The 13,672-nt window shown below is 36.3% G+C and carries 10 protein-coding genes and 1 pseudogene; 7 read left to right on the top strand and 4 right to left on the bottom strand.

Features of this window, described 5'->3' with window-relative positions; genetic code table 11:
• Positions 1 to 219 precede the first annotated feature (219 nt).
• On the top strand, positions 220 to 4,065 hold the full coding sequence (locus NSQ40_RS27230) for a Cna B-type domain-containing protein (protein WP_341286163.1): 3,846 nt from the start codon (positions 220 to 222) through the stop codon (positions 4,063 to 4,065).
• 421 nt (positions 4,066 to 4,486) lie between these two features.
• Here NSQ40_RS27230 and NSQ40_RS27225 read toward each other — a convergent pair whose 3' ends face one another.
• Positions 4,487 to 5,887 (bottom strand): M28 family metallopeptidase, encoded by a 1,401-nt coding sequence (locus tag NSQ40_RS27225; RefSeq protein WP_003202305.1) that lies wholly within the window; start codon positions 5,885 to 5,887, stop codon positions 4,487 to 4,489.
• Between the two features lie 439 nt (positions 5,888 to 6,326).
• A complete protein-coding gene (gene map / locus NSQ40_RS27220) occupies positions 6,327 to 7,124 on the bottom strand; it encodes a type I methionyl aminopeptidase (protein ID WP_026008493.1) in 798 nt (265 codons plus the stop codon).
• Between the two features lie 171 nt (positions 7,125 to 7,295).
• On the opposite strand from map, the gene NSQ40_RS27215 reads away from it, so the two are divergent.
• The 4 genes from NSQ40_RS27215 to NSQ40_RS27200 are packed head-to-tail and all read left to right on the top strand — an operon-like array spanning position 7,296 to position 10,656.
• Positions 7,296 to 8,198: an ABC transporter ATP-binding protein gene (locus NSQ40_RS27215; protein WP_003202308.1), complete on the top strand. Its 903-nt coding sequence runs from the start codon at positions 7,296 to 7,298 to the stop codon at positions 8,196 to 8,198.
• On the top strand, positions 8,195 to 8,929 hold the full coding sequence (locus NSQ40_RS27210) for an ABC transporter permease (RefSeq protein ID WP_033796593.1): 735 nt from the start codon (positions 8,195 to 8,197) through the stop codon (positions 8,927 to 8,929). Before NSQ40_RS27215 ends, NSQ40_RS27210 begins: the two co-directional genes overlap by 4 nt.
• Positions 8,930 to 10,057, top strand: a complete 1,128-nt coding sequence (locus tag NSQ40_RS27205) for a sensor histidine kinase (RefSeq protein WP_003202311.1) — start codon at positions 8,930 to 8,932, stop codon at positions 10,055 to 10,057. It abuts the gene before it with no gap.
• Positions 10,054 to 10,656 carry a response regulator transcription factor gene (locus NSQ40_RS27200; RefSeq protein WP_033796592.1) on the top strand — a complete coding sequence of 201 codons (603 nt, stop codon included), beginning with the start codon at positions 10,054 to 10,056 and terminating at the stop codon, positions 10,654 to 10,656. Before NSQ40_RS27205 ends, NSQ40_RS27200 begins: the two co-directional genes overlap by 4 nt.
• 90 nt (positions 10,657 to 10,746) lie before the next feature.
• Here the strand turns inward: NSQ40_RS27200 and NSQ40_RS27195 are convergent.
• Positions 10,747 to 11,229: pseudogene (locus NSQ40_RS27195) on the bottom strand (M4 family metallopeptidase); the annotation flags it as partial.
• Positions 11,230 to 11,393: 164 nt separating this feature from the next.
• Between NSQ40_RS27195 and NSQ40_RS27190 the strand changes: the two are divergent.
• Together NSQ40_RS27190 and NSQ40_RS27185 are read left to right on the top strand one after the other, a co-directional pair.
• Positions 11,394 to 12,284, top strand: coding sequence for a helix-turn-helix domain-containing protein (locus tag NSQ40_RS27190; protein WP_003202316.1), 891 nt, complete (start codon positions 11,394 to 11,396; stop codon positions 12,282 to 12,284).
• A gap of 111 nt (positions 12,285 to 12,395) precedes the next feature.
• Positions 12,396 to 12,533, top strand: coding sequence for a quorum-sensing peptide PapR (locus NSQ40_RS27185; protein WP_033796591.1), 138 nt, complete (start codon positions 12,396 to 12,398; stop codon positions 12,531 to 12,533).
• A gap of 180 nt (positions 12,534 to 12,713) precedes the next feature.
• On the opposite strand, the gene uvsE is transcribed toward NSQ40_RS27185, so the two are convergent.
• Positions 12,714 to 13,667 (bottom strand): UV DNA damage repair endonuclease UvsE, encoded by a 954-nt coding sequence (uvsE, locus tag NSQ40_RS27180; RefSeq protein ID WP_033796590.1) that lies wholly within the window; start codon positions 13,665 to 13,667, stop codon positions 12,714 to 12,716.
• Positions 13,668 to 13,672: the final 5 nt, after the last annotated feature.

Genomic DNA, 13,672 nt, shown 5'->3' with positions numbered 1-13,672 from the left:
CAGTTTAGACATGTGGGAGAAATTAGATGAATCTATATAAAAAGCAAATTTCAAGTTTCTAAACAATAGAAGAGTTGAAAAAATAGAAAAAGATGATAATAGCTATCAAACATATTTAAATAAAATAGCTTAATGACATTGAATAATAGAATCTTTGTCATAGTATGTTTGTACCAGAATCTAGCAACATTTAATTTTATAGGGAGGATAACATAAAGCATGTATTTAAAAAGAATAACTTCGATTTTTTCGATTATAATGATTTTTATGTTTACTATAGGTCAGAGTTTTTTAGGTATAGTAGCAAATGCACAAGAGTTAAATACAGCAGGGTTTGTGGATAGTTTTCAGATTGGTAAAACAAATCTACAGACCACAGAACGGACTAAAGTAACTGTAAACTTCAGTGAAAAAAATGGACTTAGGCTAAAGCCTGGAGATACACTAACATTAACGCTGCCTCCAGAATTAAAAGGATTAGATAGAGAGTTTCTATTAGATGACTATGGTACTTGTAAAGTCACTGCAGGTACTGTGGTATGTACATTTAATGATAGAGTGAGTACACATCAAAATATTAAAGGGTATTTAAACTTTTACGTGGAAGCCGCTAATGTAGGAACGGATCAAAAGAAAGAGATTGAAACCAATTTCGGTACAAATGTAGATAAGCAATCTGTAACAATTACCGGCCCAAGCGGTGGTGGTGGTACAGATCCTGGAAAGCCACCGTTTTTTTATAAAACTGGTGATATGAACTCAGGTAAGGACAATGAAGTACGTTGGTTCTTGAATATAAACTTAAATAAAGAAGAGTTAAGTCGCGATATTGTTGTGACTGATAATTTACAGAAAGGTCAAACACTTAATAAGGATAGTTTCTATATAATTATTGATGATTATATAGGTCGTCGATCTTTAACGCTACAAGAGTTTGAAAAGCAACGTTACGGAACGATTACCTTTACTGGTGACAAATCATTTAAAGTTGTGCTTTATAAGGATAAAGCACGTCTTGCCTCCTTTTCGATTGGTTATACATCTACTATAACGGAAGCCGGAAAGAAGCAAGAGTTTTTTAAGAATGATTATACGATTGATTACCAAGTTCTGCACAAAGACCCAGTTACTGAATCGGGTAGTTACCCAGTCGAAAATATGACAGCTGGCGGTGGTGCTGAAGGTGACTTGCCTTCAAAAGGAACGCTAAAAATTGTTAAGTATCTTGAAGGGAATGAAGATAAATTCATACCGAATGTTTCATTTAAGTTGTATAAAGAGTCGGGTGAACAAGTTGGAGATGTATATACAACAGATGGGCAAGGTATAATCGAAATTCCTAATTTACAACCAGGTAAATATTATGTGCAAGAGGTTTCAGCTCCAGACTATGTTGATTTCGATCCTCAAGCAAAAGTAAGTTTCGAAGTTAAATCAGGTGTTGTAAATGGAGTTAAGTTGCCAATTCCAAATAAAGTGAAAACTACATCCATTGCAGGAACAAAAACATGGAAAGGCGATAATACGAAAGATCGTCCGAAAACAATTAAAGTCGACTTACTACAAAATGATAAAGTGATCGTAACGCAAGAAGTAACAGAAGCAAGCGGTTGGAAATATGAATTCAAAGATTTAGCGGCATATGATGCCGAAGGTAAGGCGTATAAGTATGAAGTAAAAGAACAACCGGTAGATGGATATCAAACAGAAGTAAATGGTTATGATATTACGAATACAAAAGTGGTACAAACAACAAAGGTAGAAGGAACGAAAACATGGAAAGACGATAACGCACCAGATCGTCCGAAGACGATCAAAGTAGAATTACTACAAAACGACCAAGTAATCGCAACACAAGAAGTAACAGCGGAAAAAGGTTGGAAGTATGAATTCAAAGATCTGGCGGTATACGATGCCGAAGGAAAAGCATATAAGTATGAAGTAAAAGAACAACCGGTAGATGGATATCAATCAGAAGTCAAAGGGTATGACATTACAAATACAAAAGTAAGCCAAACAAAAGTAGAAGGAACGAAGACGTGGAAGGACGGAAATGGTGAAGGACGTCCAGAAACAATCAAAGTAGACCTACTACAAAATGGTAAAGTGATTGCGACGCAAGAAGTGAGCGCAGCAAGCGGTTGGAAGTATGCATTTACAGACTTAGCAGCATACGATGCTGAAGGAAAAGCATATAAGTATGAAGTGAAAGAACAAAAAGTAGACGGATATAAAACAGAAGTAAAAGGTTATGACATCACGAATACAAAAGTAAGCCAAACAAAAGTAGAAGGAACGAAGACGTGGAAGGACGGAAATGGTGAAGGACGTCCAGAAACAATCAAAGTAGACCTACTACAAAATGGTAAAGTGATTGCGACGCAAGAAGTGAGCGCAGCAAGCGATTGGAAATATGCATTTACAGACTTAGCGGCATACGATGCTGAAGGAAAAGCATATAAGTATGAAGTGAAAGAACAAAAAGTAGACGGATATAAAACAGAAGTAAAAGGTTATGACATCACGAATACAAAAGTAAGCCAAACAAAAGTAGAAGGAACGAAGACATGGAAAGACGACAATGCGAAAGATCGTCCGGCAATGATCAAAGTAGACCTACTACAAAATGGTAAAGTGATTGCGACGCAAGAAGTAAGCGAAGCAACAGGTTGGAAATATGCATTTACAGACCTAGCGGCATACGATGCCGAAGGTAAGGCATACAAGTATGAAGTGAAAGAACAACCGGTAGATGGATATCAATCCGAAGTAAAAGGTTATGACATCACGAATACAAAAGTAAGCCAAACAAAAGTAGAAGGAACGAAGACATGGAAAGACGATAATGCGAAAGATCGTCCGGCAATGATCAAAGTAGACCTACTACAAAATGGCAAAGTGCTTGCGACACAAGAAGTAAGTGAAGCGAGCGGTTGGAAGTATGAATTCAAAGATTTAGCGGCATATGATGCCGAAGGTAAGGCATATAAGTATGAAGTGAAAGAACAACCGGTAAATGGATATCAATCCGAAGTAAAAGGTTATGACATCACGAATACAAAAGTAAGCCAAACAAAAGTAGAAGGAACGAAGACATGGAAAGACGATAATGCGAAAGATCGTCCGGCAATGATCAAAGTAGACCTACTACAAAATGGTAAAGTGATTGCAACGCAAGAAGTAAGCGAAGCAAGCGGTTGGAAATATGCATTTACAGATTTAGCGGCATACGATGCCGAAGGTAAGGCATACAAGTATGAAGTGAAAGAACAATCGGTAGATGGATATCAATCCGAAGTAAAAGGTTATGACATCACGAATACAAAAGTAAGCCAAACAAAAGTAGAAGGAACGAAGACATGGAAAGACGATAATGCGAAAGATCGTCCGGCAATGATCAAAGTAGACCTACTACAAAATGGTAAAGTGATTGCAACGCAAGAAGTAAGCGAAGCAAGCGGTTGGAAATATGCATTTACAGATTTAGCGGCATACGATGCCGAAGGTAAGGCATACAAGTATGAAGTGAAAGAACAATCGGTAGATGGATATCAATCCGAAGTAAAAGGTTATGACATCATGAATACAAAAGTAAGCCAAACAAAAGTAGAAGGAACGAAGACATGGAAAGACGACAATGCGAAAGATCGTCCGGCAATGATCAAAGTAGACTTACTACAAAATGGCAAAGTGCTTGCGACACAAGAAGTAAGTGAAGCAAGCGGTTGGAAGTATGAATTCAAAGATTTAGCGGCATATGATGCCGAAGGTAAGGCATATAAGTATGAAGTGAAAGAACAACCGGTAAATGGATATCAATCCGAAGTAAAAGGTTATGACATCACGAATACAAAAATCAAAGACGAAACAGGTGTAGATCCAAAAGATCCAAAAGATCCAAACACAAATAACGATTCAAAAGTTCCACCTACTGAAGAAAATGATAAGCCGACATCAATGCTTCCTAATACAGGAGGAACATCAGCGGAAATGATTTCAATCGTTGTAGGTATGATATTATTCGTTTTAGGTGGAATTCTATTCACTCGACAACGAATAAAATAATAAAAAAGCTTTAGATTATTGATTACACTGTAATCTGAGTAGCAGACAAATTAAAAAATTACTATTGATATTACTCCCTTTAGGTAGATATTCAAAAAAACTTCACGATAAAGTGAAGGGAAGAATGCAACCTGAAGGGGGTTTTTCTATGGCGAAATTAGAAATAGTATTTTGTAAAGTTTTGTTCTTGAATGGTTGCAGCAGTAGCTCCTGTCCAGCAAAAGTTAATACACCTACAAGAATCGTTTTTTTATAATAGAAATGCCTTCTTATCAAGTATAATCATTATTGTTATATTTAGTTATTGTTATATTAAGTATTATACATGATAATATCTTGAAATAAATATGCTTTTATGCATATTTATTTATTTTTTTAACAAAAAAAGCCATCACTTTGGAGTGAGTGGATTTGGTGATAATTAAGCAGCTTTCTGCCCTGTTTGTACCGCCGGTTTTTGCAGAACATCATAAACACCAGTGCCAATGACATCTAAAGCCATTTTCATACGTTCAGGTGAGATGTTTTCTAGAACGTTATCTTGCGGCGTATGGTATACCTTTTCAATATGATAGATGAGTGGATCCCAACTATCTACTCCCATCCAGATGAATAGAGCGGCAGGGATGCCAGCATAAGCGAATGGCACATGGTCACTAGAACCAAACTTTCCTTGCAGAACAAGATCATTATTTAATTGTTTACTAGCATTTAGTGCAGCATCAGTTACAAGATTCGTAGATCCATCTGAAGTCATTGCATATAAATTTTTTGCTTTATCATAGTTTGTAGCAACCATATCAGCATTAAAAACGCCTAGAATACGATCGCGTTCTTTTTGAGATAAGTTGTCAAGGTAGTGCTCTGAACCAAGCAACCCCATTTCCTCTGAACCGAAAGCAATAAATCGGATTTCTTTGTCAGTTTCTACATTTTGAAATGCGCGAGCTAGTTCTAATACTAACCCTGTTCCAGAAGCATTATCATTTGCTCCTGGTGCTCCGGCAACGCTGTCATAATGTGAACTTACAATAACAGCTTTTTCATTTCCAGTGCTCTTTTTCGGTTTCTTTTTCGCGATAACATTTAGAGATTGTAAGTTTGATTCATGTCGTGCTTTTAAAGAAAGGATTGTACTTCCCTTTTTTGCTAATTCTTCTTTGAAGGCATTACCTTGTGCATAAGCAAGACCAAATACAGGGATGGACTGTTTTTTCGTTAATCTTGGATTGAAAGTTTGGCCATAGTTGCCGCGGCCGCCAATTAGGCTATATAAGAGAACGCCTTTTGCACCTTTTGCAACGGCATTTTCTACTTGTTTGTTGTAGTCTGCTACTGTTGCACCTCTTTCAAATAAGACAATTTTTCCGTTTACTTCATTTGGAATTTCCTCTAATTTTGTCCCATTCGGCACAAAAATAAGAGGAGCGGTGACAGCCTCAGTAGAAATTAAAGCATTTGGGGCGGCGCCTGCTTGCCAATTTTTTGAACGTGATAAAGGAGAATCAATAAATCCTACATATTGATCGGGTACAGCAAATGGCTGATATTCTACTTCATATCCCATTGACTGTAATTGCATCCCAACATAGCGAGAAGCCCATTTTTCTGATTGTGTTCCACCAGGGCGCGGGCCAATTGTTTCTGATAAAAAACGGACGTGTTCGATTGCACGGTTAGCATTAACTTGTCCTGTAATAGGTGGAGTTTTGATCGTTTCTGACGGGGAGTCAGCTTTTGCTTGTCCAATTGGAGCTAAGCTGACAGCGAATGTTGCAGCAAGCAAAGAGCTTACTATTTTTTGTTTCAATGTTCTCTTCATATATTCCTCTCCTATTCTTCTATTCTATCTGACTGACAAAAGAAGACGGATAACGACTCTATTCTATCTCCTGTTTTTTGTATTTTCAATTAATTCAAGTTGAGAAATAAAAGTAGAATCATTTCATATGCATATATGCATATTTTTAGAGAGGATGTATGTGCTATTATTTTAGACAAAGGTTCGCTTTCTTGTTTTAAAAGCCCCTAAATTGCATGTCTAGTGTACCCAAGCTTTAGAATATGTAGAGAAAAAGAAATCCATGGTGAGATTTCTTTTTCTCATGCTTGAACCTTTTGAACATGATAATTGTCATGTTTCCACATTTCATGATAATTATCATTAGATGTAAGGCATCCATATGAAAAGAAGAGAAATCAGTGTGATTTCTCTTTTTTTTGTATAGAAAAAGGAATGCCACTTGCATTCCTTTTATCCCTTACAGTTCAGTTAAAATAATCGGCTCACCGCGTGTTACGACGACTGTATGTTCACATTGTGCAACAAGGCTTTTATCTGGTGTTACAAATGTCCAACCGTCATCGCCGCGTTCAATAATATGGTCTGCTTTCATAGAAATGAAAGGCTCTACAGCGATAACAAGACCATCTTTAAGAAGTGCATTATCCATTGGATCGTAGTAGCTTAGAATGTGATTTGGTGCTTCGTGTAAGCTAAGACCGATGCCATGCCCTGTTAAGTTTTGGATAACGGCATAGCCATTTTTATGAGCAAAGTTAGAAACAGCACGACCGATTTGGTTTTGTTTCGAACCAGCTTTTACTTTTTTCATTGCTGCCCAAAATGCATCTACTGCTGCTTGGCAAAGTTTTTCTTTTTCTTCATCTTGCCCAAGAACAAAAGAGATACCTGTATCTGCATAATAACCGTCAAGTGCCGCAGATACATCAACATTTACTAAGTCGCCTTCTTTTAATACTTGATCTTTTGGAATACCGTGTGCAACTTCTTCATTTACACTAATACAAGTTACACCTGGGAAATCATATTCTTTTTCAGGTGCAGAAATAGCACCGTGCTCATCTAATACTTTTTTACCGATCAAATCAAGCTCTTTCGTTGTCATACCTGGCTTTGCTTGTTTTTTCATCTCTTCGCGTGCAAGCGCAACAACGCGGCCGATTTTTCGTAAACCTTCTAAATCCTTCTCATTACGGATGATCATAAAAAAAACCACTGTCCTTCCTCGAATATATATCTTACACGATTGTATCATGTTTATTTTTGTCCTGCTACTGGCGTACGGTTAGTATACTTTTTAAGGCGCCTTGACGGGTTTCATAGGAACTTCATGACAATTGTCATATTCATATCATGACGTATTTTACTGTTTTCCAGCTCTTCCAATTTATACAATGTAAATATAAGGAACAGTGGAGGTGGCAAGATGGGAAAGATTATTGAAGTAAATGGTGTTTCAAAAACATTTAAACATAAAAAGGCTGTAAATAACGTTTCATTTCATGTGGAGAAGGGGCAGATTGTTGCACTTCTTGGGCCAAACGGTGCAGGGAAAACAACAACAATCTCAATGATGCTTGGATTAAAGGATCCATCAGAAGGAAGTGTTTCTATATTCGGAAAGAGTCCCAAGCAGCGAGCAGTTCGTAATCGCCTCGGTGCAATGCTACAAGAGGTGAGTGTTATCGATAGTATATCAGTGGAGGAAGCAATTGATCTATTTCGCAGCTATTATACGAATCCAGTTGCAAAAGAAACATTACTTCAGTTATCAAATTTAGAATCGGAAAAAAGGCAGCGTTGTGAAAAATTATCAGGTGGTCAAAAAAGAAGATTAAACTTTGCACTCGCACTTGCTGGAAACCCAGATTTATTATTTTTAGATGAACCGACTGTAGGAATGGACATTACATCTAGAAAGGCTTTCTGGGAAACGATTCGAAAGCTAGCGAGTGAAGGGAAAACGATTATTTTGACAACGCATTATTTAGAAGAAGCAGATGTGTTAGCAGATCGAATTTTACTATTTGCAAACGGAGAAATCATTGCTGATGGAACTCCGGAGGAAATGAAAGCAACGATTTCTCGAAAAACCATTTCATTTTACACAAAAGAAAAAATTCCAACAGACTTGCTGAAGGGGTTACCGCATGTTACAGCAGTACAGTTTCATGAACCGCGTGTTATTCTCACAACAGATGATACGGATGCTACGTTGCAAGCAATTTATAAAGAGAATTTACCTGTTACAGATATCTCAGTTGAACGAGGAAGTCTTGATGAAGCGTTTGAACAGTTTGTCGCAAATCAGAAGGAGGGAATTGTATGAAAGCCTTATGGATGCAATGTAAAATAGAAATCTTACGTACGTTTCGCAATAAATTATTTATCTTTTTCTCATTATTAATGCCAGTTCTGTTTTATTACATTTTTACAAATGTCATTCAAGTACCGCAGAACGGAGATGCTTGGAAAGCGCACTATTTAATTTCGATGGCTACTTTCAGTATTGTAGGAACGGCACTTTTTAGTTTTGGTGTGAGACTTTCTCAAGAAAAAGGGCAGGGATGGACACATCTTTTAAAAATTACACCACTTCCAGAGGGAGCATATTTAACAGCTAAAATTATTTCTCAAACAGTGGTAAATGCTTTTTCAATACTTGTGATCTTTATTGCAGGCATACTAATCAATAACGTGGAATTAACGATCGGGCAATGGATTGGTGCTGGATTATGGCTATTAATAGGTGTGACGCCGTTTTTAGCACTTGGAACGATTGTAGGTTCAATTAAGAAAGCAGATGCAGCTTCTGGTCTCGCAAACATTTTAAATATGAGTTTAGCAGTACTAGGCGGTTTATGGATGCCGATTGAAGTGTTTCCGAAAGTGCTAAGAACAATTGGAGAGTGGACACCAACATATCACTTCGGAAGCGGGGCATGGGATATTGTAGCGGGGAAATCTATAGGCTGGGAGAATATCGCGATTTTAGGAGGTTATTTCCTTATATTTGTTGTAATATCAATATATATAAGAAAAAGACAGGAAGCGGTATAAATGATGGAGAAGAAGTTTGAGATTTTTCCGAAACATATGGGATTCTTCCCGTATATATGGCTTGTATATTTAGCGTTTCCAATCTACACATTACTACAAGAAACTGGTTGGAAACTATTGTTAGGAAGCGGTATGCTAGTAATCTTTGTTTTGGCATACCGACAACTTTATTTTGTGCAAAAGACATTTATGATATGGGCATGTATACAAATGATCATCGCATTTGTGTTAGGTTTTTTTTATAATCCATATCTTATTTATTTAGGCTTTTTTACTGCAAATGCAATAGCATTTGCACCTACAAAGAAATCATTCCGAATACTATTTTCTTTATTAGTACTAACCGTTATCACATTCATATTTGTATACAGAAATGATTTTTCGTTGACATCTTTTTTAGGTGCTGTACCAATGTTTATTATGATGCTTCTGATGCCTTTTGCTATGCGTAGTTTTAATCAAAAAAAGGTGTTAAGGAACCAGTTAAGTGAAGCAAACGAACAAATTAAAGATCTAGTAAAACGTGAAGAACGTCAGCGAATCGCCAGAGACCTTCACGATACTTTAGGACATACGTTATCCCTCATTACTTTAAAAAGCCAGCTTGTTGAGAAGCTGATTGTAAAAAATCCAGAGCGTGCAAGTATAGAAGCGAAGGAAATTACGCAAACATCGCGCACAGCTTTAAAGCAGCTGCGTGAATTAATTTCTGATATGCGGATGATTACTATTGAGGAAGAGCTTGAGCAAATAAAGGCGATTCTGCAAGCTGCTAATATTTCACTAGAGGTAAAGCAGAAAGCGAGTTCTGGTGCATTATCGCCACTTGAGCAAAATATTTTAGGGATGTGTTTACGAGAAGCAGTAACGAATGTTGTAAAGCATAGTAAGGCGACGGAATGTACGGTTTCTTTATTTGAAACGCAAGGAGAACTGGTTTTGCAGGTGAAAGATAATGGAGTGGGATTACAAGCACAAAGTCATGATGGGAATGGCATTTTAGGTATGAAAGAACGGCTTGCACTTATTGATGGAGCACTTGAACTAGATGAAACGCATCCTGGGACGATGTTAACGGTGAAGGTTCCAATTGTAATTAGAACAGGAAAAGATGAGGTGAGAGCATGATTAGAATCATCATTGCTGAGGATCAACGAATGCTTAGGGGAGCGCTCGGAGCTCTGCTTGATTTAGAAGACGACATTGAAGTGGTAGGGCAGGCGGAGAATGGTGAAGAAGCTTTAAAATTAATTGAAAAGTTGCAGCCAGATATAAGTATTATGGATATTGAAATGCCGATTCAAAGTGGTTTAGATGTTGCAGAGGAATTGCAAAAGAAAAAATCATTATGTAAGGTAATGATTTTAACGACATTTGCACGTCCAGGATATTTTGAAAGAGCAATGAAAGCGGGTGTTCACGGGTATTTATTAAAAGATAGCCCAAGTGAAGATTTAGCAGCCGCAATCCGTAATGTAATGCAAGGGAAACGAGAGATTTCCCCTGAATTAATGTTTGGGTTATGGCAAGAACAAAATCCATTATCAGATCGTGAGAAAGAAGTACTTCTATTAGCGAAAGAAGGAAAAACAGCAAATGAAATTGCCAAGACACTGTATCTTTCATCTGGTACTGTACGGAATTATATTTCAGATGTGTTAACAAAATTAAATGCGAAAAACCGAATTGAAGCAATTGCGATTGCGGAAGAAAAGGGCTGGATATAAAAAAAGATGTTTACCGGTTATAGTGGTAAACATCTTTTTCTATTATTCTCCGTATTATTTACTGTTGCTAAGAAGGAGTATCTGTGTTGGAATATTGCATAATACAGATTTTACTTCATTTTTCGACAAAAAGTTTGGTATAGTAAGATTAGGTTGCTGTTCTAGATTTTGGACAACTTTACCACTAATTGTCTTAATTACCCCATGTTTATCTACTTGAGCAATGATGTCTTGACCATATATTTTGTTATTTTCATATGTTTGGGAAAGACGTACTTCGGCTTGATTTTCTTTTGCCTTTTTGTTTGTAGGTTGAAAATCAACATTTTTTCAGTGGTAACTTGTTTTTGTTACGCGTTAACCTCTTGTACTTCAACTTTTAAGTATTTTTAGCGATATTTCCCACTGTGACGTTTTGTGGTTCAGTTTATGTACTAATTATGAAACTAGGTTGAGCAACTTCAACGTTCGCTTCACTTTTATCAATTTCTGGGGCACGAGAATTGCTTCCATTGATAAAGGATAGAGTAGACCAAAAACAAGGAATACACTAGCAACTTTTCTATCATTCATCTCTAACACTACGAGTATTGTATTTGTATAAGATGATTTACAAGAAAAGTTTGCTAAATGATACATATTATGCAATGTTTCATGTCAAAAATTGTCGAAAACCAGTATTGTAGTGGTATGACAACTTCGGAAGTTAGATTTCTGTAATGGGATGGTGAACAATTATGCACGCAGCAAAGCTGGGAGCGGAAATAAAGAAAATTAGAATGTTAAGAGGTTTAACACAAAAACAGTTATCTGATAATATATGTCATCAATCAGAAGTGAGCAGAATTGAAGCAGGTTCAGTATATCCAAGTATGGATATACTCCAAGGAATTGCAGCAAAGCTAAGAGTTCCCATCATTCATTTTTATGAAGTGCTCATTTATTCTGATATTGAAAGAAAGAAACAGTTTAAGGATCAGATTCAATTATTGTCTAAGAAGAAGCGGTATGATGAAATTCATAAAATTGTGTCAGAGGAACTTAAAAAAGAAGAATGTCACCCAGAATTTAAGCAGTTTCTTCTATGGTATTATCATTTATCCTCTTATGTTTTAAAGAAAGTTAATTTTAAATACTGCATTTTAGAGCTGAAAAATATAATGCATCAGCAATATGGTGGAGTGGATGTGTTTCAAAACTTATATATTGAAAATTCGATTGCTAGTATTTATGCAGAAAATAATCATTTAGAAAAAGCTATTACATTATTTCAAGATATTTTAAATCAGCTGGAGTCATTACAGAGCGATCAGGATTTCGTTGTTAAGGTTCGATATAATTATGCAAAAGCTTTATACTTAAATGATGAATATGAGAAAGCGCTTCAGCAAGTAGAAAAAGCAATTGAAACATCGCGCTTTATAGGGAGTATGAACCTCCTTGGACAACTGTACTATCAAAAGGGAGAGTGCTTAGAGAAATTAACCTATCCGCCAAGTGAAATTACATTTGTTTATGAAAAAGCTTTATTATTTTTTGATCTACTAGATTTACATTCTTATAAAGAAACATTGTTAGCGGAAAAGGAATTGTCTGGCTATGGCGAACAGACAACATTTTCCCGCTAAGTAAAGCTTTATTTTTAAATAACGAAATTATACGAGGATATGCATAATTGCATTTTTTTAGAAATTATTTCATGATATATTTAGAGAAAATAGAACATAGGGTGATGAGTGATGAAAAAGTTTCTTGCATGCGGTTTAATGGTAATGGCGATGCTAGCTGGCATTACATTCGGAGTAAGTCAAGATCACGCATTAACAAATCAACAAGAACAAGTACAATTAGCTTCAGATTTACCATTTGAACATTAAGATAAAAATAAAGAACCCGTATACGGGTTCTTTATTTTTGTTAGGGATAAAAGTGTTAGATAATTCAAAGCTCTTGAATGTAGTCAAAGGTTTAGGTATGTAAGAATGATTATTATTCCTTGCTCTTAACACCTTCGGCAATCACACCAAAGAGAAGAGAATCGTGAAACAGCGTTACAATTACCATTGTAACGCTGCACCGCTTATTCGTCTCACTCCTCTTATAGAAGCGAGTTCATCTATTAATTGAAAAAGTGCTAAATCTTTTTGTTTACTTTCAATCATGATATCGAAATCTTGATTCACTGCCTTGGCAACGTGTAAAAAAGGTTTTATAAATGCAGCATCAATATAGTCAGCGTGAGCTCTAAATTCCTTTTCTGACCTTGGTGAAGAAATATGGACTTTAGGAACTGTATGTGTATGATTCCACGTTTCGAAAATAGCTGGTAGTAGTTCCTCTAACGGTTCATCACAAAGATTTGCCATGTGATGATGATAATCAAATACAAAAGGGATTCTTTCTTGCTTACAAACAGCTAATGTTTCAGAAGCTGTATATGTTTTATCATCATTTTCAAGTGTCATTTGCTGCTTGATATGGAAAGAGAGCTTTTTTAAGTTTTCATGAAAGCGTAGTAAAGCTTTCTCTTTGTTGCCGTATGCACCTCCAATATGGATATTAATGTAGGAAGAGTCTGCTAATCCCATTGCATCTAATACGTTATAGTGATATGTCATATCTAAAACCGCATTATCTGTAATATGAGGTTTTTCACTTGTAAATAATGTGAACTGATTTGGATGAAAGCTGACTCGTAAGTTATGCTCTCGAATTAATTTCCCCATCTTACGCCAAAAGGGTGTAAATATATCGATATAATCAAAATCAACTTCAGGATGGGTTGCGAGTGGGACGATAGAAGATGATAATCGGTATAATGGAATTTCATGTGCGATATTGTAATGCAGGATACGTAATGTATGCATAAGGTTTTGCATTGTAATATTATATAATTTTTCTTCTCGTTCCTGTTTACCAAGCTTTTTCCACGTTGTAAATGTCATTGTTTTAGCAGGGGAGCAGTCCCACAAAGCGACTGCATGTGAGACATACCCAAAGCGCATAATCATCTGTC

The sequence above is a fragment of the Bacillus sp. FSL K6-6038 genome (assembly GCF_038050455.1).
Lineage (GTDB): Bacteria > Bacillota > Bacilli > Bacillales > Bacillaceae_G > Bacillus_A > Bacillus_A pseudomycoides.
The sequence above is the reverse complement of the archived record's forward strand: the minus strand, read 5'-3'. Positions and strand labels throughout refer to the sequence as shown.

Excerpts from the sequence above, each read along its gene's own strand:
- NSQ40_RS27230 (WP_341286163.1), top strand. The coding sequence starts at position 220 with ATGTATTTAAAAAGAATAACTTCGATTTTTTCGATTATAATGATTTTT.
- NSQ40_RS27225 (WP_003202305.1), bottom strand. The coding sequence starts at position 5,887 with ATGAAGAGAACATTGAAACAAAAAATAGTAAGCTCTTTGCTTGCTGCA.
- map (WP_026008493.1), bottom strand. The coding sequence starts at position 7,124 with ATGATACAATCGTGTAAGATATATATTCGAGGAAGGACAGTGGTTTTT.
- NSQ40_RS27215 (WP_003202308.1), top strand. The coding sequence starts at position 7,296 with ATGGGAAAGATTATTGAAGTAAATGGTGTTTCAAAAACATTTAAACAT.
- NSQ40_RS27210 (WP_033796593.1), top strand. The coding sequence starts at position 8,195 with ATGAAAGCCTTATGGATGCAATGTAAAATAGAAATCTTACGTACGTTT.
- NSQ40_RS27205 (WP_003202311.1), top strand. The coding sequence starts at position 8,930 with ATGATGGAGAAGAAGTTTGAGATTTTTCCGAAACATATGGGATTCTTC.
- NSQ40_RS27200 (WP_033796592.1), top strand. The coding sequence starts at position 10,054 with ATGATTAGAATCATCATTGCTGAGGATCAACGAATGCTTAGGGGAGCG.
- NSQ40_RS27190 (WP_003202316.1), top strand. The coding sequence starts at position 11,394 with ATGCACGCAGCAAAGCTGGGAGCGGAAATAAAGAAAATTAGAATGTTA.
- NSQ40_RS27185 (WP_033796591.1), top strand. The coding sequence starts at position 12,396 with ATGAAAAAGTTTCTTGCATGCGGTTTAATGGTAATGGCGATGCTAGCT.
- uvsE (WP_033796590.1), bottom strand. The coding sequence starts at position 13,667 with ATGATTATGCGCTTTGGGTATGTCTCACATGCAGTCGCTTTGTGGGAC.